Below are 26,998 nucleotides of genomic sequence, written 5' to 3'. Positions count from 1 at the left end.
CTCAGTTGCGCGGACGAGGCTTCCTGGGAGGTGGCCCGAGTTCGACAAGGGTCATGCCCACGATGGCGGCTTCATTGATGAGGGTTTCCAGCGCCGCCTTGCCCGCTTCGTTGACATAGAGCACCGCCGCGGCTGTCAGCGGATCCTTGAACACCGCCGCGCCGATCGGCACCCTGTCCTCGAAGAATTCCTCCTTCACGATCGAACCGCTCGGACGCTTGGCCGAGCGAGCCTCGTCGATGCAGGGAATGACGTTGGTCACGTTGTAGAACCAGCGCGGCTCGCCCGCGCAGTCCATTTCGAGGAACTGCCCGAAGCGCGACAGGAAGGGCTCGAGCGCATCCTTCGCCCTGTCGTTCATGACCAGGGCGCCAGGCGTCAGCGCACTGACGTCTGCCAGCGGTTTGGGTTTCTTCTTTCCAGGTTCGACGAAGACGTCGACCTTGGGCTTTTTTGACCAGGAGAGGCTGGCGCCGGAGGTGTCGAACATTCCCGACGCGACGTCCTTGTCGCTGGCAAAGACCAAGGGCGCATAGTCATTAACGGAGCCGCTTTTGAGTTCCCATACCTTCACTTCCATCACCTCAGTCAGGGCAGACCCAACACGCTGCGCGCACCGGCCCTGAACCGCCGGCTGAGATCCAGCCGGGTGCCGTCATGCAACACGATTTCCGCACCGCCCTTGAACAGCGGATGCACTTCGCGGATGCGCGCCAGGTTGACCAGGGTGCCGCGGTGGATGCGCAGGAAGCGCGTCGGGTCGAGCTGCGCCAGCACGTGGCGCAGGGTGTCGCGGTGCAGGTAACGCACCGGGCCGACGTGGATGTGCAGGTAGTTGCCGTCGGCGCGGATCCAGTCGATGTCGTCGACGGCGAGCACGCGGATGTGCTCGCCATGGCGCACGCTGAGGCGCTGCACGTAACTCCCGGCGGGGGCTGGCTCGCTCGCTGCGCCGGCCGCCGCGTGCAGGCCTTGCCAGTGCTGGTTCACGCGCACCATGGCCTGGTCGAAGCGGGCCTGATCGATCGGTTTCAGCACATAGTCCAGCGCCCTGGCGTCGAACGCGCGCAGCGCGTGTTCGGCGAACGCGGTGGTGAACACCACCAGCGGCAGGCCGTCCGGCGCCAGCTCGTGCAGCAGTTCGAAGCCGTCCATGCCGGGCATCTGGATGTCCAGAAACAACAGGTCCGGCTGCAGCGCGCGCACCGCCTGCATCGCCTCGGCGGCGTTGCCGCATTCGCCGACGATCTCCACTTCCGGGTGGCTGGCCAGTGCCTGGCGCAACGCGAGGCGCGCCAGCACCTCGTCGTCGACCAGCACGGTGCGCAAGCGTGGCAGGTTCATGCGACGTGCTCGGCGAACGGCAGGCGTACCTCGGCGCGCGTGCCGCCGCCGGGGATCGCGCTGAGTTCGAGTGCCGCCGCGTCGCCGAACAGCATGCGCAGGCGCGAACGGGTATTGCCCAGGCCGATGCCTTCCATCGTGCCGGCCGGCGGCAGGCCGAGGCCGTCGTCGTCCACGCGCAAATGCAACCGGTCGCCATCACGGCGCGTGGAGATACGCAGGGTGCCGGCGCCGGGCTTGTCCTGCAGGCCGTGGCGCAGCGCGTTTTCCACCAGTGGCTGCAGGATCAGGTTCGGTACCGCTGCGGCAAGGGTGTCGTCGTCCACATCGAGTTGCGTGCTGAGCCGGTCCTGGAAGCGCACCTGCTGGATGCCGAGATAGCAGGCGAGGAATTCCAGCTCGCGCGCGAGCGGCACCTGCGGCGCGTGGCGTTCCTCCAGGGTGAGTCGCAGGAAGTCGCTGAGCCGGGCGATCATCAGCCGCGCCTGCAACGGGTCGGCCAGCGCCAGCGCCGAGATCGCGTTGAGCGTGTTGAACAGGAAGTGCGGCTGCAGTTGCATGCGCAGCGCCTGCAGCTGCGACTGCGCCAGTTGCGTCTCCAGCTGGGTGCGGCGTAGCCGCTCGTCGCGCAGGTGCCGGCGCGATTCCATCCCGCGCAGCACCGCCAGGATGATCCAGTAGGTGAGCACGGCAAGGTGGAAGCTGTAGGCGAACTCCATCCGCAGGTACTGGCCCAGCGTGTGCACCGGCATGCGGCCGGGCCCGCTCAGATACCAGAACACCACCAGGTGGGCCAGCATCTGCAGCAGCGCCACCGCCAGCGCGGCCGGCAGGTGCACGAGGCAGAAGCGCCGCCAGCCGCCCCCGGCGCCCCGTCGTCCGAGCCAGCCGACCAGCGGCACCAGCACCATCCACAACCAGAAGTTGCTGAGGTTCCACGTCAACGCACGCGCCCATCCGGGCGGATAGCCTTCGCTGATCGACGACAGCCCCCCGCTGAGCGCGTAGGACAGCGCCAGCAGCGTCCAGAAGCCGAATGCCAGCGCCTGGCGTTGCAGCCCTGCGCTGGCAGCGTGTGCGAGCCCGATGCGCTCGCGGACAGGTTCCATCGAGGTTCTCCCGCCGAAGCCAGAAGCCGGAGTGTGCAACGTGCCGGCGGCCCGGGAAAGGTGCGTCATTCCCCGCTGGCGTGGCGCTTGAGCCAGTCGGCGAGCGCGAAGCGGTGGACGTGCTTGTCCGCGGCGCTGAAATACAGGGTGGCGCGGTCCGGATCCAGCCGCGACTCGGTGCCTGAAGGTCCCAGCGGGATCGGCGCGCTCCAGCCGCCGCCGGTGGCAAATGCCACGAAGATCGCGCTGCTGGTGTCGGTCGAGGGCGGCCGATCCGAACTGAACACGATAAAGGATTGGTCCGGAGCGATCGCCGGGTCGTAGTCGGCCAGCCGTCCATTGCTGAAGGGCAGTGCGCGCGGGGCCTGGAGGTGGCCGTTGGCGAACCGGCTGAGATAGAGCCGGAAATGGCCGGTGACCGGATCCGGCTGCATGAAATACAGGCTGCCGTCCGCCGCCACCGCGGGCGCGTAGACCGACGAGCCGGCGTTGACCGTGTCTGGCAGTCGGCGCGGTGAGGACCAGCCGTGGGCGGTGTGCTCCACCCGCCACAGGTTGCCGCCGCGGCCGGGCAGGAACTGGCCCTCGTAGTTGCCGTCCAGGGGCTTGCCATCCAGCCGGGCCGGGCGGTTGGAGACGAACACCAGGTAGGAGCCGTCGGGCGCCATTGTCGGTTCCAGATCCATCCAGGCGCCACCCGAGAAGGGCGCCGGTTGCGGTACCGACCAGTGACCGTCCCGGCGCCGGGAGATGAACAGGCGGCGCGTGATCCCGTGGCCGCGGGCGAACACCACCGTGTCGCCGTCCGGCGTGAAAGCAGGCGAGGCGTCGTGCTCCGCGGTCCACGGTCCGGCAGCGAGCGGCGCCGCAGCGGGATGGGCGGCAGCCGTTGCCGCGCGTGCCGGCAGCGCGGACGCGACCGCGCAGGGACCCAGGGCCAGCGCGATGGACAGGATCGGCGACAGGGGGGCAAATCGCATGGAGTTCTCCTTCTTGAAGAGCGGGGGACAGGGGGATCGAGCGGCCGCGTCGTCAGCGACCGCCGCGGGCCGGTGCATGCAGCCATCGCGCCAGCGACACCTGCCAGATGTGGTCGTCGCCGTTGTTCCGGGGCGCGGCGCCGTTCGGGTCCGACGGCGACAGGCGGCGTTCGCTGTAGAAATAGAGCGTGCGGTGATCGGGGCCGAGCTGGGCGCCCATGCTGTGCTTGCCGCCGTTGACCGTGTCGCCGAGGTCGAGCGGCGCGGCGGCAACCGTGCCGGGTGCGAAGATGGTCGCCGTGGGCGGCGCGGCGGGATCGGCGGCGCGGGCGGTGACCGTACCGGAGGCCATGACCGCTGCCGCAAGGATCGCGAACGTTGTCGTCAAACGCATGTACCTCTCTCCCTCGCCGCTGCCCGCTAGCGCGATGGCCGGCCGGGCGCGGCGTCGATGTGGATGCGGCGGGCAGGCTGGCACGCGCACCTGCCGTCGTCGCCGGCCTTGTGACGATCGGCGCTCGGGTCGTGACAAGCGGTGCGGGAACCTCCCGGGGCGGCGTCGGCAAGCGCGGTGGCACGAGCACCTTCGGTCGCGATGGCCGCGGCAGCGGGCTGCACCCTGTCGGCGCACCGCATGCGCCATCGCGACTGAGGCCGCCCCTGCGGGAAAGCAGGCATTCGGGAAAGATGGGCTTCGAGGCACGTTTCCGGTCGCCACGATCCCTGCCCGCGTGCCGCCAAGCGGCACTTTCCGGCCGCTTGTCCCCTCGCCTCGGGCGCTCGTCACAGGAACGGTGCGGCTCGGCGCCGCGCGGTGGAACCTGATCCGGCGGCCATCCCGCCGCGCACGAGGGCAGCACGATGCACAAGCAGCATCACCTTCAGGTCGGCATGGCGTGCCTTGTCGCGATGATGACGGCCATCATGAGTGCGGCCGCGTCGGCCGTGCATGCGACGCCCACGGATGAAACCGCCAGGACCGCGGCGGCGGTGATCGCGGTCGACCAGCACTGGCTGGAGGCCGAACTGGGTGGCGACACGGCCTGGCTCGACCAGATGCTGCTGCCCGAATACCGATCCGTCGGTGCGGACGGCAAGGCGCATCCGAAGGCCGCCATCCTCGCCAGTGCGGAAAAGAACCGCCACTCGGACAGGAAACGGCACGAGGTCGAGGCCTGGCTGAAGGCGCACCCGTCGGGCCAGTCCGTGGTGATCCACGGCGATACCGCGATCCTCTCGTTCTACGATCCGGCGCTGGGGCCCCAACAGGGCGTGCGCTCGTCCGACATCTTCGTCTACGTCGACGGCCGCTGGCACGCGTTGTACTCGCAGCACAGCAGCGCCCGGAGCGACTGAGGCGCTCCGGCCGCGGAACGTCGGGCGGTGAAGCCGGGCATGCCCAGCCCACCCGGCCCCAGCGAAGGCTGCGCGGTCTCGCCCGGCGACATCGCCGGGGCATGGCTCGTCCCGGCCTCGTTCATCAGGTTGCCCATGCAGGGGTCGAGCGAGAGATGCAGCGTGCGCAGCAGCACCCGGCCCTGGCCGGGCGAGGGAATCGGTACCCGGTCGAGGCGGAGATCTTGCGGCGCCGGCAGGCCGCGGGGGCGGGCGGCATGCAGAATGCGGCGACTGATCGTGTCGTTTTGTGGCATCTGCAGGAACACCTGCAGGCAGGTACGTCCGATCGGCGCGGACGCGCGGAGAATCACCAGGCGATGTGCTGGCCGTCGCGGAAGAACTGGCCGGTCGGCGCCGGCGCCGGCAGGCAGGCCGCCCATACGATGCCGGCGGCACCGTGTTCCACCGGCCGCCCGCCGGGGCCGCCCAGCGCGGTGGCGACCCAGCCCGGACAGACCGCATTGACCACGATCCCGCTGCCGTCGAGCTCTTCGGCCAGCGTGCGGGTATAGGCATTGAGCGCGGACTTGGAGGTCCGGTACGCCACGCAGTGGGGACTGCTCGAACTGTTTGCGGCGCAGCCGCTGGACACATTCACGATGCGCCCGTAGGCGTGCCTGCGCATCAGCGGCAACATGGCGGTGGTCAGTCGCCAGCTGCCGAACAGATGGGTTTCCAGCGCGGCGCGTGCCGCGCCGATGTCACCGTCGCTGGCGCTGGCATCGTGGTCGTAGTAGCCACCGGCGTTGTTGACCAGCACGTCGAGCCGGCCGTAGGTGATCTCGATCCAGCGGGCCAGCGTATCGACCTGGTCCTGTCGCGTGACGTCGAGCTGCGCCGCGATCACCTCGCCCGGCGCACCGGCCAGCTGGCGCGCCGCACGCAGGCCCTTGTCGAGATCGCGTGCGCCCAGCAGCACGGTCATGCCGCGTTCGCTGAGCTGACGCGCGACCTCGAAGCCGAGGCCGCGATTGGCACCGCTGACCAGGGCCACGCGATAGACCGGTGCGGTCGCCGTCACGGGTACGCGTCGGGCCGGCCGGCTCATGGCGCGGCGTCTGCCCCGGCCACGGCGCTGCAGTGCTCGTCGCCGCAGGCCTGCCAACCGCCACCGAGCGCCTTGTACAACGCCACCGCGCGGGTGTTGATCGCGGCCTCGGCCTGGGCCAGGTCGTCCTCGGCGGCGAGCTGGGTGCGCTCGGCGTCCAGCAGTTCGAGGAAGCCGGTTTCGCCTTCCTGGTAGCGCACGCGGGCCAGGTCGGCGGCGCGCTTGCTCTGCGTGCCCTGCTCGATCAGGTGATCGACGCGCACGCGCTGCTGGTTGAAACCGGTGACGGCGTTGTCGACGTCCTCGATCGCCAGCAGCACCGCCTGCCGGTAGTTCGCCTGCGCCGCATCGGTGCGGGCCTCGCTGGCATGCAGGTTCGCGCGCACGCGCTGGATGTTCAGGCCGGGCCAGCTGATGCTCGGTGCCAGCGACCACGCACGGGTCGACGGGCTGCCGAAATCGTTGCTGCGTCCGGACAGGAAGCCGAGGAAGCCGCCCAGCGTGACGTGCGGGAAGAAGTCCGCCTTGGCCACGCCGATGCGCGCGGTGGCGGCGGCGTATTCGCGCTCGGCGATCTGCACGTCCGGCCGCCGCGCCAGCACGTCGCCGGCATCGCCGATCGGCAGGTTCACCGCGATCGGGGCGAAGCCCTTCGGCGAGACGTCGACGTCCAGTTCGCCCGGGCGTTCGCCCAGCAGCACGGCGAGCCGGTACTCGCCGGCGCTGACCTGCGTCTGCAGCAACGGCAGTTGCGCCTGTACCGCGCTGAGACGAGCCTTCGCACTGGCCACGTCCTGCTCCGAACCGGCGCCGAGTTGCTGGCGTACCTCGGTCAGGTGCACGGTCTGGTGCAGGTTCTCGATGTCACGTCGGGCGATATCCAGCCGCAACTGACTGCCGCGCAGCTCGAAATAATTGCGCGCCACCTCGGCCAGCAGGCTGACCTGGGCATCGTGCAGGGCCGCCTCGCTGGCGCCGAGATCGGCGCCGGCCGCCTCCACCGAGCGACGCACGCCGCCGAAGATGTCCAGCTCCCACGAGGCATCGAAGCCGGCCTGGTACGTGGTGACCGTGCTGCGCCGGCTGCTGAAGCCCGGTTGCTGGCCGCGACTGCGGGTGTAGTTCAGGTCGGTGTCGATCGTGGGCAGCCGATCGGATTTCGCGCCGCTGAGCAGCGCCCGCGATTCATGCAGCCGGGCCACCGCGATGCGCAGGTCCAGGTTGTTCGCCGCGGCATGCTGGATCAGCGCGTCCAGCGTGGGATCGTTGAACTGCTTCCACCACGCGGCCTGGAACCGCGCCGTGCTCTCTTGCGCCGGGTCGAGCCCCTGCAGTTGCGGGGCCGCCGGTTTCACGGCGTGGTAGTCCGGACCGACGCTGGCACAGCCGGCCAGAACCAAAGCGGTTACCAGCGCCGCGCTGAGCGCGGCGATCTTCAGTAGCGATTTCATCTCAATGGTTCTCCAGCGCGGTGGTGTGTGCGCGCGACTCGCGACGCTCCGCCAGGGCGTGAATGACGACATAGACCAACGGCGTGTAGATCAGCCCGGACAGGGTCACGCCGAGCATGTCCGAGGCCACGGCGATGCCGACGGCAGCGATCCTGCGCACGGCTTTCATCCCTGGTTCTCCAGCGCCGGCAGCGCGTGCGCCGCGGCGCGTTCGGCCGCGCGCGCCTCGCGACGCTCGACCAGGGCGCGAATGAGGACGTAGAACAACGGGGTGTAGATCAGCCCGAAGATGGTCACGCCGAGCATGCCGGAGAACACCGCCACGCCCATCGCATGGCGCATCTCGGCACCGGCGCCGTGCGAGGTGACCAGCGGCACCACGCCCATGATGAAGGCGAACGAGGTCATCAGGATCGGACGCAGTCGCAGCTTCGCCGCTTCCAGCACCGCCTCGTGCCGGCTCATGCCTTCATGCTGGCGTTCGCGGGCGAACTCGACGATCAGGATCGCGTTCTTGCACGCCAGTCCGACCAGCACGATCAATCCGATCTGGGTGAAGATGTTGTTGTCGCCGCCGCTCAGCCACACGCCGGCGATCGCTGACAGCAGCACCATCGGCACGATCAGGATCACCGCCAGCGGCAGCGACCAGCTCTCGTACAGCGAGGACAGCACCAGGAACACCAGCAGCACGCACAGCGGGAACACCAGGATCGCGGTATTGCCGGCGAGGATCTGCTGGTAGGTCAGCTCGGTCCACTCGAAGCTGATGCCGTTGGGCAGGTTGTCCTTCGCCAGTTTTTCCATCGCCGCCTGCGCCTGGCCGGAGCTGTAGCCCGGCGCCGGGCCGCCGTTGATTTCGGCGGTCGGGTAGCCGTTGTAATGCTGCACCCGGTCCGGGCCCGCGCCCTGGTGCACGGTGACGAACGACCCCAGCGGCACCATCTGGCCCTGCGCGTTGCGCGTCTTCAGCTGCAGGATGTCCTGCGGCGTGTGCCGGAACGCGGGGTCGGCCGACACGTTGACCTGGTAGGTGCGGCCGAAGCGGTTGAAGTCGTTGACGTAGAGCGAGCCCATGTAGGCCTGCATGGTCTGGTAGACGTCGCCCAGGTTCACGCCTTCGGTCTTGGCTTTCTCGCGATCGACGTCGGCATCGACCTGCGGCACGGCGACCTGGAAGCTGGAGAACAGCCCGGCCAGTGCCGGATCCTTCCGGCTCGCCGCGATCAGACCCTGGGTCTGCTTGAACAACTCGTCGAAGCCGCGGTCGCTGCGATCCTCGATCTGCAGGCGGAAGCCGCCGATCGTGCCCAGGCCCATCACCGGCGGTGGCGGGAACACGGCGATGTAGGCGTCCTGGATCGAGGCGAACTTCTGGTTCAGCGCGCCGGCGATCGCGCCGGCGGAAAGATCCGCGCTGCGGCGCTGCTCGAACGGCTTCAGGGTGACGAACACGATGCCGGAGTTGGGGCTGTTGGTGAAGCCGTTGATCGACAGTCCGGGGAACGCCACGGCGTGCTCCACGCCCGGCTGCTTCAGCGCGATCGCGCCCATGCGCTGGATCACGTCCTCGGAGCGATCGAGCGAAGCGGCGTCGGGCAGCTGCGCGAACGCCACCAGGTATTGCTTGTCCTGGCCCGGCACGAAGCCGGTCGGCACATGCGAGAAGCCGAACCAGGTCAGGCCGATCAGGCCGGCGTAGAGCACCAGCGCCAGCTTGCCCTTGCCGACGATCCGCTTGACGCCGCCGACGTAACGCGCCGAGCCGCGATGGAACAGGTGGTTGAACGGGCGGAACAGCCAGCCGAACGCACGGTCGATCCCGCGCGTCAGCCGGTCCTTCGGGGTGTCATGGCCTTTCAGCAGCACGGCGGCCAGCGCCGGGCTCAGGGTCAGCGAGTTGAACGCGGAGATCACCGTGGAGATCGCGATGGTCAGCGCGAACTGGCGATAGAACTGGCCGGTCAGGCCGCTGACGAAAGCGGTCGGGATGAACACCGCGCACAGCACCAGCGCGGTGGCCACGATCGGGCCGGTGACCTCGCGCATCGCCTGGCGGGTTGCCTCGCGCGGCGACTGGCCGAGTTCGATGTGCCGCTCGACGTTCTCCACCACCACGATCGCGTCGTCGACCACGATGCCGATCGCCAGCACCAGGCCGAACAGCGACAGCGCATTGAGCGAGAAGCCGGCCAAATACATCACCGCGAACGTGCCGATCAGCGAGACCGGCACCGCCACCAGCGGAATGATCGAGGCGCGCCAGGTCTGCAGGAACAGGATCACCACCAGCACCACCAGCAGGATCGCCTCGAGCAGGGTGTGCACCACCGCCTCGATCGAGCCGCGCACGAACACGGTCGGGTCGTACACGATCGAGTAGTCGACCCCCTGCGGGAAGTCCTGCTTCAGCTGCGCCATGGTGCTGCGCACTTCGTCGGAGATCTGGATCGCGTTGGAACCTGGGCGCGCGAAGATCGGCAGCGCCACCGCCGGCTTGTTGTCGAGCAGGCTTCGCAGCGCGTAGTTGTTCGAGCCCAGGTCGACCTTGGCGATGTCACTCAGATGGGTGACGCCACCGTTGGCCTCGGTGCGCACGATGATGTTGCGGAAGTCGTCCTCGCTGACCAGCCGGCCGCGGGTGTTGATGTTGAGCTGGAACGCCGAGTTGGTCGGCCCCGGTGGCGCGTTCAGCGCGCCGGCGGCGACCTGCACGTTCTGCTCGCGGATCGCATTGACCACGTCGCCGGTGGTGAGTCCGCGCGAAGCGAGCTTCTGCGGATCCAGCCACACCCGCATCGAGTACTCGCCGGCCCCGAAGATCTGCACGTCGCCGACGCCGTTGAGCCGGCCCAGCACATCCTTCACGTGCAGCCGTGCGTAGTTCGACAGGTACAGCATGTCGTAGCGCTGATCCGGCGAGGTCAGATGCACCACCATGGTCAGGTCGGGCGAGCTCTTCTGGGTGGTCACGCCCAGCCGCTGCACTTCCTCCGGCAGCTTCGGCAGCGCCTGCGCCACGCGGTTCTGCACGTCGACCTGGGCGGTGTTGAGATCGGTGCCCAGCGCGAACGTCACGGTGAGCGTGAGCGCACCGTCGCTGGTCGCCTGCGAGGAGGTGTACAGCATGCCTTCGACGCCGTTGATCTGTTCCTCCAGGGGCGTGGCCACGGTCTCGGCGATGACCTTGGGATTGGCGCCGGGATAGGCCGCGCGCACCACCACGGTGGGCGGCACCACTTCGGGGTATTCGCTGATCGGCAGCTTGAACACCGCGAGGCTGCCGGTGATCACGAACAGCAGCGACAGCACGGCGGCCATGATCGGCCGGTCGACAAAGAATTGGGCTATGTTTTTCATGGTCAGGGGCTCGGCGTGGGTGGGCTCAGCCCTGCGGCGGCTTGGCGGCGGCGGTGGCGGCCAGCGCGTCGTCGGATTTCGATGGGGCGCCGTCGACCAGCGCCTTGTCGTGCGCATCGAGGCGGTAGGACATCGCCACGGTCTGCGGATTCACCTCGGCGCCGGGGCGCACGCGCTGCAGGCCGTTCACCACCACGATGTCGTTGGGCTCGAGGCCGCTGTCGATCACGCGCAGGCCATGGAACAGCGGGCCGGTGCTGACCTTGCGGTATTGCACCTTGTGCTGCTTGTCGACCACGTAGACGAACTGGTTGCCCAGGTCGGTGCCGATCGCGCGGTCATCCACCAGCAGGCGCGGTCGCGCCTCGCCGCTCTGCAACTGCACGCGGGCATACAGGCCGGGGGTGTACAGGCCGTCCGCGTTGTCGAACACCGCGCGCAGGCGCATCGTGCCGGTGCCGCTGTGCAGCTGGTTGTCGACGAAGTCGAGGCGGCCCGGATGCAGGTGGCCCGACTCGTCGGCCAGTCCCATCGCGGCCTCGATCCGGGCGCTGCGACCGGCCTGTTTCGCGCGGGCGCGCAGGTGGTCGAGCTTGAGCCAGGTTTGCTCGTCGACGTCGAAGTAGACGTAGACGGGGTTCACCGAGACTACGCTGGTCAGCACGTCCTGGCTGGTGACCAGGTTGCCGGGGGTGACCCGGGCGTTGCTGACGCGGCCGTCGATCGGCGAGCGCACCCGGGTGAAATCCAGGTTCAGGCGTGCGGCGGCAAGCGCCGCGGTGGCTGCGCCCAGCTGCGCCCGCGCGCTCTGTTCGGCGGTGTCCTGACGGTCGGCTTCCTGCTGCGCGATCGCATGCTGTGCCAGCAGCATGGCCGCGCGGCGCTGGTTGGTTTCGGCCAGGCTCAGCTCGGCGCGGGCCTGCGCCTGATTCGCGCTGAGCCGGTCGACCTCGGCCTGGTAGGGGCGCGCGTCCAGCTGGAACAGCACATCGCCCTTGTGGACCAGCGCGCCTTCCTCGAAGTGCACCGACTCCACGAAACCACCCACCCGCGGCTGCACCTGCACCGTATTGACCGCTTGCAGTCGTCCGGTGAACTCGGCGCTGTCGCTGACCTTGCGGCTCAACGCCTGCGCCACGGTCACTTCGGGCGGTGCGCCCGCGCCGGCGGATTGCGCCTGGCTGGCGTTGCCGTGCAACAGGAACCAGCCACCCAGCAAGGCGGCCGCGATCAGACTTGCCAGCATCCATTGTTTTTTCATCTTGCGCTCCCAGAACCATGGTTGCCGGGCACACAACCCCGGCGAAGGGTCGAGAGAATAGGTGTACTTGGCGGTATAGAAAATCCGCTTCTTGCGCATTACACTCATGACTCGCAATCACGAATCAGTCAGAGATCGGGGCAATGGAAGACTTCTCAGCAATTTCGACCTTCGTCCGGGTGGTCGAGGCCAAGAGCTTCGCCGCCGCTGCCGCCCAGCTGGGGATGACCCCGTCCGGGGTCAGCCGGGCCGTGTCACGGCTGGAAGCCCAGCTCGGTGCCCGACTGCTGTTCCGCTCGACCCGCTCGCTGCGGCTGACCGACGACGGCGCTTCGTTCCATGCGCGCTGCAAGGAAATCCTGGCCGACCTGACCGAGGCGACCGAGGCGCTCAACTACTCCAATCGCAAGCCCACCGGCAAGCTGCGCGTGGGCATTTCCTTGTCGGTCGGGCGCGCCGCGGTGATTCCGCGGCTGGCCGAGTTCGAGCGGCGCTATCCGGATATCCGGCTGGAGTTGTCGATGAGCGACATTCCGATGGACCTCAACGGCGAAGGGCTCGACTGTGCGATCCGGGTCGGCCAGCTGGAGGACTCCAGCCTGATCGCGCGCAAGATCGGCTACCTGCGCAACGTGGTCTGCGCCTCGCCGGACTACCTGCGTCGACACGGTGCGCCACGCAGCATCGAGGATCTGAAGGATCACCGCTGCATCAACTACGTCTATCCGAACGGGCGCCCGCGCCGGTGGCAGTTCGATACACCGGGTGGATCGGTCGAGGTCGACATCGACGCGCACATGCTGATCAACGATGGCGAATCGGTGATCCAGGCGGTGGTGGCCGGCCTGGGCATCACCCAGGTGCCGCGCATGCTGGCGGCGTGCATGCTGGAAAAGGGCCTGCTCGAACTGGTGATGACCGAGACCAAGTCGACCGGCAAGCCGGTGTGGATCGTCTACCCGCAGAAGAAGCATCTCTCGGCCCGCGTGCAGGCCTTCATCGAATGGGTGCGCGAGCTGTTCGAGCGCACCAACGAGGCGCCGGCGCATTTCAAGCGGCCGCCGCCCGTCGCCGAGGCGGCTGTCGAGGAAAGCGCCGGCGCCTGAACGCTCAGGCGCCGGTCGGCACCAGCAGCAACAGCGCCACGCCCAGCGCGATGCGGTAGATCGCGAACGGGGTGAAGCGGTGCGTGCGGATGTAACCGAGCAGCCACTTCACCGCGACGAACGCGACGATCGCCGAGACCACGAAGCCCAGCGTCAGCGCGATCCAGTTTTCGTGCGCGGCGCCACCCCCCCGCAGTACCTTCAGCAGTTCGTAGCCGGTGGCCGCATACATGGTCGGGATGCCGACGAGGAAGGCGAACTCGGTCGCCGCCGCGCGGTTGCTGGTACCGGCCAGCATCGCGGCGAAGATCGTCGCGGCCGAACGCGAGGTACCGGGAAAGATCCCGGCGAGCATCTGCGCGACGCCGACCAGGATCGCCACGCGCCAGGTCACCGCACTGCGATCGGGCTGGCGCGCCGCCAGCAGTTCGGCACCGATCATCCAGAAGCCGCCGAGCACCAGCGCCCAGGCGATCGGGGTCACCGTCTCGGGCAGCTTGAAGCCGTGCTTCACCGCGATGAAGCCGAGCACGGCGGTGATCAGGAACGCCACCACCAGCTTCAGCAGGTAGTCGCGATTGGCCGGCTCGCGCCATTGCGTGAACAGCTGCCAGATGCGCTTCCAGTAGATCAGCGTCACCGCGAGGATGGCGCCGGCCTGGATGCCGATGTTGAACAGATCCGAGCGATGGCCCAGGCCCAGCTTCTCGGCGATCAGCAGGTGGCCGGTGCTGGAGATCGGCAGGAATTCGGTGATGCCTTCGATGATACCGAGCAGGATGACGTGGAGCAGATCGATCACGTGGAATGCGCCTTCGAGGGAGCGGCGCGACGGCCGCGGACAGGGCGCCTAGCTTACGTGGTCGGCATCGTCGCGGCGTATCGAGCGAGGCATGCGAAGGCGTCGCCGATCACCGGATCCGCCGACGTTGCGCTGCGGAAATTTCCGCCCGCAGCCCGGCGCTCACCGCGCCATGTGGTGCTGCCGCCTTCGGGGTTTCGCACGGCGAAAGTCAAAGGTTGAAGCCATTTTCGACGTAACAACGCATATAACGAGTTGCAATAAGAAGGCGCGCGTCATCCTATTGCAATGCAGCAAAGATTGAGGCAGGATCAAGTTGCAGGAAGAGTCTGGAACACGGAAAGCGGCAGCGTCCCCGACGCGCCCGCCGTGCTCTCCAGGCAAGGTGATCGGGGGATCGCAGTACCGTGGCTTGTGCGCCCGAGCGCCATGTGCCCGTCTGGCATCGTTCCCGCAAACCGTCCTGCAGCAGGCTCCGGAAGAGCCCGAATGCCTTGCTGCCGATCGCGTCGCGATCGGCCTGCTCCCAGCTACAGCGTGTATCTCCCCTGGCCGTCGATCCGCCCGGGACGGGCGGTGCTGCGCCCGGGATTCGATGGTCGAGCTGAACCGCGTGGCGGATCAGATCGGCGAGCGTAAACGCGAACGCACCATGTGGACGTCCATACGGCCATTTGGTTTTCGTCCATACCAGCGGAGGAGCAGCCGATGAACCGATGTACACAGTGGATCCTTGCAGGCGCGGCAGTGTTGGCGCCGGTGTTGCAGGCATCGGCGCAGGATGCCCCGGCCAGTCAGGTGACGGGCAGCGTGGCGGTGGTCAACGACTATCTGTTCCGCGGACTCTCGCAGACCAACCGCAAGCCGGCCGTGCAGCCCGGCATCGAATACGACCATGCCAGCGGCTGGTACATCGGCGCCTGGGGCAGCAATGTCAGCTGGCTGTCCGATGCCTCGTCCAGCGCCGCGCCGATCTCGAGCAGCGTGGAACTGGATTTCTATACCGGCTACCGCGGCAGTCTCGGCGCCGACTGGAGTTATGACGTCGGGCTCTACGAGTACTACTACCCCGGCACCTACCCGGCGGGATTCACCCGGCCCTATACCACCGAGGCCTACGCCTCGCTGGCCTGGAAGGGCATCTCGCTGAAGTATTCGCACGCGTTCACCAACCTGTTCGGCTTCGCCGACAGCAAGCACAGCGCCTACGTCGATCTGTCCTGGAACAAGGAATTCAGCTCCGGCTGGACCTTCAATTCGCACGTGGGCCACCAGGATGTGGCGAATACGCCGGGGTTCTCCTACACCGACTGGAAAGTCGGCGTGACCCGGGCCTTCGCCAACGGCTACTCGGTGGCGCTGGGCTATTACGACACCAACGCGGCGCGCAGCGGTTACACCAACGCCGACGGGCACTACCTCGGTCGCGCCACCGGCATCCTCACGCTCAGCAAATCGTTCTGAACACACATCCACCGGCCGCGGCGGATGCCGTCGCGGCCGCAACCGGGAGACATGCATGAAATTGATCAGTTGCATCATCCGGCCCTACAAGCTGGACGAGGTGCGTGATGCGCTGACCGGCGCGGGCGTCAGTGGCATCACGGTGAGCGAGGTGCGCGGTTTCGGCCGCCAGAAGGGACACACCGAGCTGTATCGCGGCGCGGAATACGTCGTCGACTTCCTGCCCAAGCTGAAGCTGGAAGTGGTGGTGGACGACGGCTTGCTCGACACGGTGCTGGAAGCCGTGCAGCAGTCCGCCAAGACCGGCAGCGTGGGCGACGGAAAGATCTTCGTCAGCACGGTGGATCAGGTCATCCGCATCCGTACCGGCGAGCTCGACGACGACGCCCTCTAATTCCCGCCCTGCGAGGTTTCCATGAAAGACCTTCTGTTGTTCCGCCTCTCGCCCGGCCTGCCGGCCTGGGTGGCGTCGCTGATGCTGATCTGTCTGCTCTTGCTCGCACCCGGGGCGCATGCCGAGGCGGTGGCCGCCGCGGCGCCGATCGTCGACAAGGGCGATGTCGCATGGATGCTCACCTCCACCCTGCTGGTGCTGCTGATGACCGTGCCCGGGCTGGCGCTGTTCTACGGCGGCCTGGTCCGTTCGAAGAACGTGCTGTCGGTACTGATGCAGGTAATGACGGTGTTCTCGCTGATCGTGGTGCTGTGGGTGGTCTACGGCTACAGCCTCGCGTTCGACAGCGGCAACGCCGTCATCGGCGATTTCAGCAAGCTGTTCCTGCACGGGGTGACCAAGGACAGCCTGGCGGACACGTTCACCGCCACGGTGAAATTGCCCGAATACGTGTTCATCGCATTCCAGTCGACCTTTGCCGGCATCACCGGCGCGCTGATCGTGGGCTCGTTCGCCGAGCGGATGCGCTTTCGCGCCGTGCTGCTGTTCTCGGCCCTGTGGTTCACCTTCGCCTACCTGCCGATCGCGCACATGGTGTGGGGCCCGGGAGGTTACCTGCTGACCCTCGGCGCGCTGGACTTCGCCGGCGGCACGGTCGTGCACATCAATGCCGGTATCGCCGGCCTGGTCGGCGCCTACCTGATCGGCCCGCGGGTGGGCTTCGGTCGCGAGCCGATGAAGCCGCACAACGTGACCTTCACCATGGTCGGCGCGGCGCTGCTGTGGGTGGGCTGGTTCGGCTTCAACGCCGGCTCCAACCTGGAAGCCAATTCCGGCGCGGCACTGGCCTTCATCAATACCCTGCTGGCCACCGCGGCGGCGGTGCTGGCATGGCTGCTGGTCGAGGGCGTGAGCAAGGGCAAGTCCTCGATGCTGGGCGGCGCGTCCGGCGCCGTGGCCGGGCTGGTCGGCATCACCCCGGCCTGCGGCACGGTCGGTCCGATGGGCGCGCTGGCGATCGGCGCACTGGCCAGCGTGTGCTGCGTGTGGGGCGTCACCGGCTTGAAGAAGATCCTGCGTGCCGACGATGCGCTGGACGTATTCGGCGTGCACGGCATCGGTGGCATCGTCGGTGCGCTGCTGACCGGCGTGTTCACCGCGGCCTCGCTGGGCGGTACCGGCGCGGCGGACTTCTCGATCCTGCACCAGCTTGGTGTACAGGCACTGGGCGTGGGCATCACCCTGGTCTGGAGCGGCGCGGTATCGGTACTGGCCTATCTGGTGGTCAAGGCCATCTTCGGCTTGCGGGTCCCCTACGAGGCCGAACGCGAAGGGCTGGACATCACCTCGCACGGCGAGAGCGCCTACGAGGCCTGAGCCCGGCGGGTGCCCGCGCATGTCGCGGGCACCCGCTTCGGTTGATGCAACTTGGTGCAAATCACAGGGATGCTTGCCCATGTATGATGCATGACCGCCCGTCGAAAACGTCGCGGCGCGATGCAAGTGCCTGTTCCAGCGAGGTTCCATGGCATGGCACGGCTATTGCTCCGTAGTGTTCCGCCATCCATCTCCGAGGTTCTCCATGTCCGCCCAGAAAGTGCTCGATCTGATCCAGGAACATGACGTCGAATTCGTCGACTTCCGTTTTGCCGACATGCTCGGCGTGCATCATCACGTCACCTTCCCGACCCACGCGATCGACGAGTCGACCTTCGAGGACGGCAAGATGTTCGACGGCTCCTCGATCACCGGCTGGAAGGGCATCAACGAGTCGGACATGATCCTGATGCCCGATCCGGATACCGCCCACCTCGATCCGTTCAGTGCTCACGTGCAGCTGATCCTGCACTGCGATGTGCTGGAGCCGTCGACGATGCAGGCCTATGGCCGCGACCCGCGCTCGATCGCCAAGCGCGGCGAGGCCTACCTGAAGTCCACCGGCATCGCCGACACCGCGTTCTTCGGCCCGGAGCCGGAGTTCTTCATCTTCGATTCGGTGCGCTGGCAGAACGACCCGGGCCGCGTGTTCTACGAGATCGGCTCGGAAGAAGCGGCGTGGTCGTCGCGCTACAAGTACGACGGCAACAACACCGGCCACCGTCCGGGCGTGAAGGGCGGCTATTTCCCGGTCAGCCCGGTCGACTCGCTGGGGGATCTGCGCGCCGACATGTGCAAGGTGCTGGAGTCGCTGGGCCAGACCGTCGAAGTGCATCACCACGAAGTGGCGAACGCCGGCCAGTGCGAGATCGGCGTCAAGTTCAATACCCTGGTGAAGAAGGCCGACGAGCTGATCACCATGAAGTACGTGGTCAAGAACGTGGCGCACCAGAACGGCAAGACCGTCACCTTCATGCCCAAGCCGCTGGTCGGCGACAACGGCAGCGGCATGCACGTGCACCAGTCGCTGGCCAAGAACGGCGAGAACCTGTTCGCCGGTGATCTCTACGGCGGCCTGTCGCAGACCGCGCTGTGGTACATCGGCGGCATCTTCAAGCACGCCAAGGCGATCAACGCGTTCTCCAACTCGACCACCAACAGCTACAAGCGGCTGGTGCCGGGTTTCGAGGCGCCGGTGATGCTGGCCTACTCCGCCCGCAACCGCTCGGCCAGCTGCCGCATCCCGTACGTGGCCAGCCCCAAGGGTCGCCGTATCGAGGTGCGCTTCCCCGATCCGATGCAGTCCGGCTACCTGGTGTTCACCGCGCTGATGATGGCCGGCCTCGATGGCATCATCAACAAGATCGACCCGGGCGCGCCGGCCGACAAGGACCTGTACGACCTGCCGCCGGAAGAGGAGAAGAACATCCCGCAGGTGTGTTCCAGCCTCGATGCCGCGCTGGAAGCGCTGGACAAGGACCGCGAGTTCCTCAAGGCCGGCGGCGTGTTCACCGACGACTTCATCGATGCCTATATCGAAGTGAAGATGAAGGAAGTCACCAGGTACCGCGCCAGCACCCATCCGCTGGAATTCCAGATGTATTTCTCGGGCTGATCCATCAGCGAGCGCGGGACCGGAAAAGGAAAGGAGCCGCAGGGCTCCTTTCCTTTTTGCGTTCCGGTGACCACCGAATTCCTGCAAGCCGCACCCGCCGGAGCAACGCGATCGCCCGTGCCATCGCATTCGCCAGCGCCCGATGACGCAGATTGCCGGCGCCATGCATGGTCGCCGGAGATGTGAAGTTCGAGCAGGAAGCGCGCGTCCTGCGTCACCTCGGCATGCAGGAGCGGGCCCTCTGCCGGGGCGACCGATGCCCGAGCCCACCGCATCCGAATGCAGAAACTGCGCACTCCATCACATTACAGGGCTCGTCGCTGGCTCGAATGCTGCAGCTCCAGTCCTGTCCCGGACGAAGCGGACGAGCCATCGAGGCGCGGACGTCGAAAGCAGCCGGGTCGCCAGGCTTCAACCGGGTGATGGCCCGGGCTCGATCGAACGTACGCGTGCGACAGCTGGCATGAGCCGGAGCCATACGCTCAGACGCAGGCCAGGGATAAGCAACTTGTGACAAATCGCGATGAGTCGGCGTCGCTCAGTGTCACTTCCGACGACAAGGAACGTCTGCAAGAGCCAGACCGACGCCATGGAGCAGAAGCTCCTCATCGACACATATCGGGCTACCCACATGACCGTGCTCCCCAAATTTCACACCATCCTCGTCGGCATCGTGCTGACCGCCGCCGCCGTCGCGCTGTCCGACCGTGTCCTGGTCAGCCTCGTGCAGGCGCCGGATCTGCCGATGGCGATGACGCTCAAGAGTTGCCTGTTCGTGATCGGCGGCGGCTTGCTGCTGTACCTGTTGATCAAGCGCCGCCTGCCCGAGCTGCTGTCGGCCAACCGGCCGCTGGGCAGTGATCGCGAGAGCCTGCTGCAGATTCTGCAGTCCCTCATGAAAATGTGTCGCAAGGATCTCGACGATCACTCCGACCGCGTGGCCACCATGGTGGTGGGGCTGGCGACGCTGGCCGGCGTGCGGGGGCCGGCGCTGCGCGAACTGAAGGTGGGGGCGATGTTGCGCGACGTCGGCAACCTGGCCATCCCCGAGGCCAATCTGGGCAAGCAGACTCGGCTCAGCAGCAAGGAGACGGCGCTGGTCCGGCGGCATACGCAGATCGGCCGCGACCTGCTCGAGCAGGCGGCGTTCTCGTCCACCGTGATCGACATCGCGCATGCCCATCACGAGCGCTGGGATGGCTTCGGCTACCCGCGCGGGCTGGCCGGCGAAGCGATTCCGCTGGCCGCGCGCATCGTCAGCATCGTCGACGTATGGGGTGCGCTGGGCTCCGATCGCGAGTACCGCGAAGCGTGGCCGGAGGCGAGAATCCTCGCCTATCTGCGCCAGGGCGCCGGTGGCCAGTTCGACCCCCGGCTGATGGAACTGTTCCTGGCCAACTACGACCGCCTGAAAGGCAGCATCACCCTGCAGCAGGCGTCGAGCGGCGCACGTGAAAGCGCGGCATTCGTCGCCCGGGACGGACTGGCACGGCAGTCGGTGGGCATCCATGGCTCGAAAGTCCTGCCGCTGACCATGGATGGCTGATGCCCGCCGAGGGGGCTTCCACTTCACCCACGCGACCGGTCTGCTGCGCACCCTGTTCGCCGATCGCGTGGAGCGCAAGCGACAGCGCATGCCTGGGCCGATGGTGATGGGCGTGGCCACGCCGGGGTTCCCGCAGGCCAGCAGCCCGATGTTTCGACCGCCATGGGCGTGCAGTTCATGCTCGCCGCCAACGTGATGCCCCACGCCTGTCACGACATAAGTCAGGCCGGACCCGATCCACCCGCATTCGCACCCATGCCATCGGCTTCGTCCATCCGATCGGGGCGATCGGCTCGGCGGGTGAGCCGACAGGGGTTCATGCCCTCCTATTCTGTGATCCGCTCGGCAATCCCGTCAGCGGCTGATTGACGGTTGGCGGTAAAGGCTCATCCTTCGCGGATGGCGTGCATTCAGCTCGTGTACCCCACTGTCGTCGCTGTTGGGTGTTCGCCTTCGCCAGATCTCCCTGGGAGTCTCACATGAATCGGAAACGTCCATTTTTGGTCATCGCCACCGCCGCACTGCTGCTGGCCAGCGCCGGCGCATTTGCTGATCCTCCCGGTGATCGGGGACACGGGCACGGACACGGGCACGACAAAGGTTGGGTCGATAACGGCCCGGATCGCGGCGACCGTGACGGATACGATGAGGTCAGGGGCAACAACCCCAAAGACCAGGGGCGGCATGACAACGGTCGCCATCGGGGCTGGGAAAAGCACGCGTTTCGCCGCGGCGAGCGCCTCCCCGAGCGCTATTACACCTCACGCGAGTACTACGTCACCGACTATCGACGTTATCACCTGCGCGAACCGGAGCGTGGCTATCGCTGGGTGCGCGACGATGACGGGCAGTTGATCCTGATTGCGGTTGCCACGGGGATCATCACCGACATCGTGCTGGGCCACTGATTGGCCGTCCATGACGGGGAACCGAAATTGCTGTTTCGGTGAACCCGTTGGGGCTCACTCACGCCAGACTCACTGGTGTATTGCGCAATATCCGTCCTCTGTCGACGCACCGGTTTCGCCATGATGTCGTGGTGATCATCCCCGGCGCGTCGTCCTGGAACTTCTGGAGCATGCAGCGGATGCCTGCTGCGGTTACCTCACTGGCAAGACGCCATCACTCGTCTCGGGAGCTATCCATGAAAACCCACCTACTCACGCGTTCACTGGTTTGCGCGGCGCTGCTTACCGCGCTGGCCGCCTCGCCTGCCATGGCGCAGCCCGACACGACCACTCCCCCGGCCACCGGTCAGGAGACGACCCGGCTGGGCGGCGAATTCACCAGCTTCGCCGGTTCGGACACGAATTCGCAGGCGCTGGTGACCGGGCTGCGCGATGGCACGGCGATCACACTCGATGAGGTGACCCAGAACCCGGACGGCACCTCGACCACCACCGAGACCACGTTCCAGCCGGATACCGGCAAGATGGGTTTTGGCAACGTGAAGATCGCACTGTCGCTGGCCGAGGCGAGCCTGGCACAGCAGGGAATCACCGATCCGACTGCCGCCGAGATCGAGGCGGCGCTCAATGGCGGCACGCTGACGATGGCCGATGGCACCAGCGTCGACCTGAAGGGTGTCCTGGCCGAGCGCGCATCCGGTGAGGGTTGGGGCCAGATTGCCAAGAGCATGGGTTTCAAGCTGGGTGACGTGATGCGGTCGCCGAAAGCGACCGGCAACGCCAGCGCGCATGCGAACGGCAAGGTCGACAAGGTCGAGCTTGCCGACGCCAAGGGCCACAGCGCCGGCCATGCGGGCAGGCCGGACAGCGTAGGCAAAGTGGATCGCCCGGATCGCCCATCCAGGCCGGATCGCCCCGATCGCCCGGAGCACCCCGATCACCCTGATCATGCAGGCCGTCCGGGCGGCTGAGTCTCGTGGTTCGTTTTAGGCACGGGCCTGGCATGCCAGGCCCGATAACGTGGGTCCTGCAGGGAAATTCTCATCGTGCGTAACAAACCATACTGGGTCATGGCCGGCGGCCTGCTGTTGATCGGTGCTCCGGCGGCACATGCCGCCCAAACCGATGCGGCTGGGGTGTTCAGCGTCACCGGCGGCGCCAACTACAGCAGCGGAAAATACGGTACCAGCACCACCACCGACATCTGGTCGGTGCCGTTGACGGCGGCTTATGAAACCGATCGCTGGACGTTCAAGCTCGTTGTGCCATACATCGATATCAGTGGCGCAAGCGACGTGATTCCCGGGGTCGGCAAAGTCAAGAACGGCAACCCGAAGGGGCGCGGCCACGGGGGCAGCGTGCCGACGACCACCGCCACCACCGGCTCGGCTTCCGGCCTGGGCGACATCACGGCCTCGGCCGGATATGAGCTGTTTTCGAGCGCCGACCGATCGTTCGGGCTCGATCTCACGGGCAAGATAAAGTTCGGCACCGCCGATGCGGGCCAGGGGCTGGGCACCGGCAAGAACGACTACGGTCTCTCGCTCGATACCTACAAGGTATCCGGCGACTGGACCATGTTCGGCGGAGTCGGCTGGATGAAATACGGCAGCTCCCAGTACATCCAGCTCAAGAACGGCTTCAACGCGAGCGTGGGAGCCGGCTACAAGCTGAGCCCGAAAAACAGCATCGGCGCGTATTACTACTACCGCGAAAAGATCGCCACCGATGGCGCATCGCAAAGCGAACTCACCGCTTACTGGAACTACAAGGTGAGCCAAAGCCTGCGCCTGCAGACCTATGTACTCGGTGGTTTTTCCGACGGCAGCCCCGACTACGGCGTCGGCGCATCCGTCAAGTACAGCTTCTGATCAAGCCGGCTGCACACGCGATCGCGTGTGCAGCTCGTGTCGCTCGGCCACGCTTCCGACCCTGCCTCGAATGACCGGCCGGGAAGAAAATATCCTGGACCGCGAATATGGACGGGCCAGCGCTTCCCATCCCTGCGCTCCCGTCTGCCTGGCAGAGCCGGAAGCCATGACACGCGGGCCGATCTCCGATTCGACGCTTTCCGGGTTCTCCGGGACAGGCTTGGGGCCCGGAGCGCGATCTTTGGGTCGGTCAACGACGTGGAACCCTCACCAGATGAGGGGGTGCTCACCGCCTCATGTTTCTCTATACACTCCAGACGGCGTCTGCGGGTCGATACGTCGCGCACGTGATCGGTGGCGATCAAACGGCCGCCGGCAGGGATGCGATCAAGGCAAACGACGTTGCGAACGTGACGGCGGGTTTATCGAAACCACTACTTGAGGAGCGCAGCTGTGAGCAAAGACAAAGCGGGCAAGAAGGACAAATTGAAGCACCTCGACCTGTTCGAGATGATGTTGAATCAAAGCCAGGTTTTCCGGGACATGGTCGAACAGTTCCAGAGTGCCTGGGTTCCCCGGACTCCCTCCGTGGTGATCGAAGCCGGGGTGACCACGCGCCGCCCGGTGGAGAAGCGAGCCAAGGCCGCCAAGGCCGCGCCGGTCGCGAAACCGGCAAAAAAGCGGGCTGCGAAGAAACCCGCAGCGTCCACGAAAGCCGCGCCGGCGGCGGTCAAGCCGTCGCCCTCGAAGTCGCCCGTCAGGGCCAGGGCCGTGTCGGGTCAGCCCAAGCGGGTGACGTCGCGCAAGACCGCAGGCAAGGCCGCTGCCGGTCGCGCGGCGAAAAAGAAGTAGGTCGCTTCTTTCGGGACAGGACAGTCGGCGTCCGTCATGCGCGCCTTGGGCCGAGGACTGTCCCCGGCGGTCCCGGTGAGGGCCGGACACGCTGCGAAGGGCAGAGTCCGCCATTCATGGCGGACATCTCCAACAGCGTGCCTACCTTCGGGCGTCTGCCAGGTTGTGCGACAACTCACCCAAAATCCGGCCCGTGCTTCCAAAGCTCGCTCAATGGCTTGCGCGTGCGGCCGCATACAAAGATGTCGGGGTGGTCCCGGCTTTCCTCATTGAGCACGCCCAGGGCGTTGGCCGTGTGGCCGGCCACGCGGCAGCCGGTGAAAAGCTCATCCGCGCGCTCGCGCGAACTTCCCAGCACGATCATCGTGGTGGGCGGCGGCTGGGGATAGCCGCGCAGCCATCCGGAATTGATCGTGGTGATCGGCGTGGGCAGGTGATAGTGTGGACCGAGCAGGGCGATGGCGCCGTACTCGCCATAGTTGCCCACGGCGATGCCGAGATGGGCTTGTTGTTCGGCAGGCAAGGCATCACGAATGACTGCCACCTGCGCGACCAGTTCGTTCCAGCCGATCTCCTCGCGGAGGTCGCCGTTGTTCCGCAGCGCAAAGTCGCGCAACGGGCCGCTCGATGCGATGGGTACGATGCGAAGCGCCGCATAGATGCCGATGGCGAAGACGCCGGCAAACATCAGGGCGGCGATCCCGCCACGCCATGCGGGACGCAGGGTGCGCAACCATTGCTCGCCCACAACGGATCCCATGGCCAGAAGCATGGGATAGGCGCCGCAGGTGTAATAGGCGCGACCCTGTGCAAACAGGAACAGCAGCAGCGGCACCACATACATCCAGGCAAGCATGCGATAGCGGCGATCCCTGAAGCAGGCGAACAGGCCCGCCAGCCAGACAGGCGCGGCGAACAGGTTGGCGTCCAGCAGGAACTGACCGCGCAGGAAGCCGTCCGCGCGCCCTTGATGCACGTCGCGCGCGTGGATGGATTGCAGGAAATGGTAGGAAACGAAGTCGTGCCTGATCAGCCAGATGAGGTTCGGAGCGAAGACAAGCAGTGCGATGGCGCCCCCGGCCCAGAACCAGCCGGTCGTGACATGGCGCCGTGCGTCGGTGAGCAGTACCCCCACCAGCACGCCGACGAGCTCGAACGCGATCGAATACTTGGTCAGCAGGCCGAGGCCGGCGACGAGGCCGATCGCCAACCACCAGCGCGGCTCATCGTCACGCAGCAGACGAATCACGCACCAGGCGAGAAGCACCCACCACAACAGATCGAATGAGGAGTACTGGAATTCCGTCGCCTCGAACATCGGCAATGGCGACAGCGCCACCGCGATCGCGGCAAAGATCTGCGCCCGCCGCCCACCCCCCAGATCACGCGCCATGAGGCCGCTGGCGAGAATCACCAGGACCTGCGCGAGCACCGAAAACAATCGCAGGCCCACGAGCGACAGGCCAAACATCTTGAGGCCCAGGAACTCCAGCGCCGCGGTCAGGGGCGGGTACGGTACAAAGCCCCAGTCCAGATGCCGTGCATCGCTCAGGAATTGCCATTCGTCCCGATGAAAACCGTACTGCCCGTTGGTCAACATATGGGCTGCGCCGAAGAGCACGGCAATCACGAGCACCGGCATGACACTTCCCCGGTGGCCTTGCACGGCCCTCTGAACTGGAACAGCGGTCGCAATCATGGACGCATCCTTGAAACAGGTCGACTGTACCTTCCGATACCTATCCGGCGGTCCGGGCGGTGATTCTAGTACTTCCCCAAGATACCCAATGTCCGGCTTCGACGGCGAACTCGACCAGTCGACGCACCACATGATCGATGAGGTTCGGCGTGCCCCTTCTGCATGCCAACCTCATTCAAGCATGCGTCCGCGCCGGCATGGCAGAACCCCTCGAGCCGCATCCAGCCGGCACGCGCCTGAACAGCAGCATTTTCGCCCCCGTTACACCCTCACTTCTGCCTGCGTAACTCATACACCCTCAAAGGTGTCGGATAACACCGCAGCTCATCAGCCGCCCTCGGGCTACGCGGCGACGCAAGAGCTTGAACCTGGATAGAAAATTTCCCTTGTACGGCCTCAGCCAAGGTACGCATACTCCGTGCAACACCCCGCTTTCGGGGTCTACTTAGCGTTAGATGTTCCGTCACATGAGGCAAGAGAACCATGGCGGCAACTCCCAAACTAAAACGGGCACTCTCCCTCGCCTCGCAAGCGTTGTTGTTGGCCTTTGCGGCGGCCTGCATCTTCTATGGACAACACAATTTCGCAATTCGATCAGTTGGGCTGCTGGCAATATTTGGAGGTCTGGTACTTGTCCGCAATTCCCGTCGGTCAATTCCGTCCATTGGTGTTCCCAACAGGCCCGCGTTCTCCGTCAAGCCTTGGCAGTGGCTGGTCGGGCTTGTTCTTGTTGTAGCGTTGGCAGCTGCGCTCGTGTGGCTTTTCTACGACGCCGCGACTGGCTACAGGAGCGGCGCCGCACCAATTTATGTGTTCATCGCCGCAGGGCTTTTCTGCAGCTTATGGTGGGGCACGATTTTCATGCGATGGTTCATGTGGTGGTTCTCGTGAGTCCGTACTCACCATCTAACATCTCGTTCAAGGCGGACGGCTACGCCGCCGCTTAACTCCAGCGTTAGGCAGGGAGAAAACACCCCTAGCTTATTGAAGTACCACCAATCACATTTCGCGACAATTCGCTTGTACACACCGGAGAGTATTAGTGCTAACCGAACTACATGGTAAGGACGTTGTGGTACACCTAGGAATATTCGCGGGGCTCACGGACTCGGTGAAGGGAAAGGTTGTTGCCACCAATGATCACTGGATTCAGGTAAAGACCAAAAAGCAGCTGGAATTCATCTTTCTTGCTTCAGTCAAGAGGATCACTCTTGCTGGGTAGGCTTTAGTGTGTGCAGCTCAGCCCGCACCCTGCCTAACATTTCGTTCAAGGCGGACGGCTTCGCCGCCGCTTAACTCCAGCGTTGAGGCTGTAGAAAAAGTCCTTTTCGCGAACGGATAGACGGCCAAAACGGCGGCAGTCGAATCGCGTTGTTCGACGAGGCCATTTTGGTGGTTCCGTGTGATCGGATG

Annotated in this window: 25 protein-coding genes; 12 read left to right on the top strand and 13 right to left on the bottom strand. The window is 66.1% G+C overall.

Annotation, left to right across the window (positions count from 1 at the left end):
- Position 1 precedes the first annotated feature (1 nt).
- The 5 genes from ACFPPA_RS17620 to ACFPPA_RS17600 form a co-directional block, all read right to left on the bottom strand.
- The gene (locus tag ACFPPA_RS17620; RefSeq protein WP_377322300.1) at positions 2-580 is read right to left on the bottom strand and encodes an imm11 family protein; all 579 of its coding nucleotides are present in this window, start codon (positions 578-580) and stop codon (positions 2-4) included.
- Between the two features lie 8 nt (positions 581-588).
- Positions 589-1,344, bottom strand: coding sequence for a LytR/AlgR family response regulator transcription factor (locus tag ACFPPA_RS17615; RefSeq protein WP_377322298.1), 756 nt, complete (start codon positions 1,342-1,344; stop codon positions 589-591).
- Positions 1,341-2,453: a sensor histidine kinase gene (locus ACFPPA_RS17610; RefSeq protein WP_377322297.1), complete on the bottom strand. Its 1,113-nt coding sequence runs from the start codon at positions 2,451-2,453 to the stop codon at positions 1,341-1,343. Before ACFPPA_RS17610 ends, ACFPPA_RS17615 begins: the two co-directional genes overlap by 4 nt.
- 65 nt (positions 2,454-2,518) lie before the next feature.
- Entirely contained in the window at positions 2,519-3,433 is a 915-nt protein-coding gene (locus tag ACFPPA_RS17605; protein ID WP_377322295.1) for a TolB family protein, read from the bottom strand.
- Between the two features lie 52 nt (positions 3,434-3,485).
- Positions 3,486-3,827 carry a hypothetical protein gene (locus ACFPPA_RS17600; protein WP_377322293.1) on the bottom strand — a complete coding sequence of 114 codons (342 nt, stop codon included), beginning with the start codon at positions 3,825-3,827 and terminating at the stop codon, positions 3,486-3,488.
- Positions 3,828-4,294: 467 nt separating this feature from the next.
- Here ACFPPA_RS17600 and ACFPPA_RS17595 point away from each other — a divergent pair, with 467 nt between their 5' ends.
- Entirely contained in the window at positions 4,295-4,789 is a 495-nt protein-coding gene (locus tag ACFPPA_RS17595; protein ID WP_377322291.1) for a nuclear transport factor 2 family protein, read from the top strand.
- Here the strand turns inward: ACFPPA_RS17595 and ACFPPA_RS17590 are convergent.
- The 6 genes from ACFPPA_RS17590 to ACFPPA_RS17565 are packed head-to-tail and all read right to left on the bottom strand — an operon-like array spanning position 4,729 to position 11,951.
- Positions 4,729-5,085 carry a hypothetical protein gene (locus ACFPPA_RS17590; RefSeq protein WP_377322290.1) on the bottom strand — a complete coding sequence of 119 codons (357 nt, stop codon included), beginning with the start codon at positions 5,083-5,085 and terminating at the stop codon, positions 4,729-4,731. The genes ACFPPA_RS17595 and ACFPPA_RS17590 overlap by 61 nt on opposite strands.
- Positions 5,086-5,138: 53 nt before the next feature.
- Positions 5,139-5,879 carry an SDR family NAD(P)-dependent oxidoreductase gene (locus ACFPPA_RS17585; RefSeq protein ID WP_377322288.1) on the bottom strand — a complete coding sequence of 247 codons (741 nt, stop codon included), beginning with the start codon at positions 5,877-5,879 and terminating at the stop codon, positions 5,139-5,141.
- Positions 5,876-7,330, bottom strand: coding sequence for an efflux transporter outer membrane subunit (locus ACFPPA_RS17580; protein WP_377322286.1), 1,455 nt, complete (start codon positions 7,328-7,330; stop codon positions 5,876-5,878). The genes ACFPPA_RS17585 and ACFPPA_RS17580 overlap by 4 nt, the downstream gene beginning before the upstream one ends.
- Position 7,331: 1 nt before the next feature.
- Entirely contained in the window at positions 7,332-7,499 is a 168-nt protein-coding gene (locus ACFPPA_RS17575) for a hypothetical protein (protein WP_377322285.1), read from the bottom strand.
- Positions 7,496-10,690: an efflux RND transporter permease subunit gene (locus ACFPPA_RS17570; protein WP_377322283.1), complete on the bottom strand. Its 3,195-nt coding sequence runs from the start codon at positions 10,688-10,690 to the stop codon at positions 7,496-7,498. Before ACFPPA_RS17570 ends, ACFPPA_RS17575 begins: the two co-directional genes overlap by 4 nt.
- Before the next feature lie 25 nt (positions 10,691-10,715).
- On the bottom strand, positions 10,716-11,951 hold the full coding sequence (locus ACFPPA_RS17565) for an efflux RND transporter periplasmic adaptor subunit (RefSeq protein WP_377322627.1): 1,236 nt from the start codon (positions 11,949-11,951) through the stop codon (positions 10,716-10,718).
- 143 nt (positions 11,952-12,094) lie between these two features.
- Between ACFPPA_RS17565 and ACFPPA_RS17560 the strand changes: the two genes are divergently transcribed.
- Positions 12,095-13,057 carry a LysR family transcriptional regulator gene (locus ACFPPA_RS17560; RefSeq protein ID WP_377322281.1) on the top strand — a complete coding sequence of 321 codons (963 nt, stop codon included), beginning with the start codon at positions 12,095-12,097 and terminating at the stop codon, positions 13,055-13,057.
- A 4-nt stretch (positions 13,058-13,061) separates the two neighbouring features.
- Here the strand turns inward: ACFPPA_RS17560 and ACFPPA_RS17555 are convergent, their stop codons facing one another.
- Positions 13,062-13,859 (bottom strand): undecaprenyl-diphosphate phosphatase, encoded by a 798-nt coding sequence (locus tag ACFPPA_RS17555; RefSeq protein WP_377322279.1) that lies wholly within the window; start codon positions 13,857-13,859, stop codon positions 13,062-13,064.
- A 708-nt stretch (positions 13,860-14,567) separates the two neighbouring features.
- On the opposite strand from ACFPPA_RS17555, the gene ACFPPA_RS17550 reads away from it, so the two are divergent.
- The 9 genes from ACFPPA_RS17550 to ACFPPA_RS17510 all read left to right on the top strand — a co-directional run bounded on the left by ACFPPA_RS17550 (position 14,568) and on the right by ACFPPA_RS17510 (position 23,886).
- Positions 14,568-15,323 (top strand): TorF family putative porin, encoded by a 756-nt coding sequence (locus tag ACFPPA_RS17550; RefSeq protein WP_377322277.1) that lies wholly within the window; start codon positions 14,568-14,570, stop codon positions 15,321-15,323.
- A 55-nt stretch (positions 15,324-15,378) separates the two neighbouring features.
- Positions 15,379-15,717 carry a P-II family nitrogen regulator gene (locus tag ACFPPA_RS17545; protein WP_377322275.1) on the top strand — a complete coding sequence of 113 codons (339 nt, stop codon included), beginning with the start codon at positions 15,379-15,381 and terminating at the stop codon, positions 15,715-15,717.
- An 81-nt stretch (positions 15,718-15,798) separates the two neighbouring features.
- Positions 15,799-17,094, top strand: a complete 1,296-nt coding sequence (locus tag ACFPPA_RS17540) for an ammonium transporter (protein WP_377322625.1) — start codon at positions 15,799-15,801, stop codon at positions 17,092-17,094.
- A gap of 205 nt (positions 17,095-17,299) precedes the next feature.
- Positions 17,300-18,709 carry a type I glutamate--ammonia ligase gene (gene glnA, locus ACFPPA_RS17535; protein WP_377322273.1) on the top strand — a complete coding sequence of 470 codons (1,410 nt, stop codon included), beginning with the start codon at positions 17,300-17,302 and terminating at the stop codon, positions 18,707-18,709.
- Positions 18,710-19,340: 631 nt separating this feature from the next.
- A complete protein-coding gene (locus tag ACFPPA_RS17530) occupies positions 19,341-20,255 on the top strand; it encodes an HD-GYP domain-containing protein (protein WP_377322271.1) in 915 nt (304 codons plus the stop codon).
- Positions 20,256-20,734: 479 nt separating this feature from the next.
- Entirely contained in the window at positions 20,735-21,163 is a 429-nt protein-coding gene (locus ACFPPA_RS17525; protein WP_377322269.1) for an RcnB family protein, read from the top strand.
- 236 nt (positions 21,164-21,399) lie between these two features.
- Positions 21,400-22,134, top strand: a complete 735-nt coding sequence (locus ACFPPA_RS17520) for a hypothetical protein (RefSeq protein ID WP_377322267.1) — start codon at positions 21,400-21,402, stop codon at positions 22,132-22,134.
- Between the two features lie 75 nt (positions 22,135-22,209).
- Positions 22,210-23,034: a transporter family protein gene (locus ACFPPA_RS17515; protein WP_377322266.1), complete on the top strand. Its 825-nt coding sequence runs from the start codon at positions 22,210-22,212 to the stop codon at positions 23,032-23,034.
- A 486-nt stretch (positions 23,035-23,520) separates the two neighbouring features.
- Positions 23,521-23,886, top strand: coding sequence for a hypothetical protein (locus ACFPPA_RS17510; protein WP_377322265.1), 366 nt, complete (start codon positions 23,521-23,523; stop codon positions 23,884-23,886).
- Between the two features lie 175 nt (positions 23,887-24,061).
- Here the strand turns inward: ACFPPA_RS17510 and ACFPPA_RS17505 are convergent, their stop codons facing one another.
- On the bottom strand, positions 24,062-25,528 hold the full coding sequence (locus ACFPPA_RS17505; RefSeq protein ID WP_377322263.1) for a glycosyltransferase family 39 protein: 1,467 nt from the start codon (positions 25,526-25,528) through the stop codon (positions 24,062-24,064).
- Between the two features lie 540 nt (positions 25,529-26,068).
- Here ACFPPA_RS17505 and ACFPPA_RS17500 point away from each other — a divergent pair.
- A complete protein-coding gene (locus ACFPPA_RS17500) occupies positions 26,069-26,476 on the top strand; it encodes a hypothetical protein (RefSeq protein WP_377322261.1) in 408 nt (135 codons plus the stop codon).
- The last annotated feature ends 522 nt before the right edge of the window (positions 26,477-26,998 follow it).

Origin of the sequence: Rhodanobacter ginsengisoli (assembly GCF_042657065.1) — a bacterium.
GTDB lineage: Bacteria > Pseudomonadota > Gammaproteobacteria > Xanthomonadales > Rhodanobacteraceae > Rhodanobacter > Rhodanobacter ginsengisoli.
This window is presented reverse-complemented; position numbering and strand designations above follow the sequence as displayed.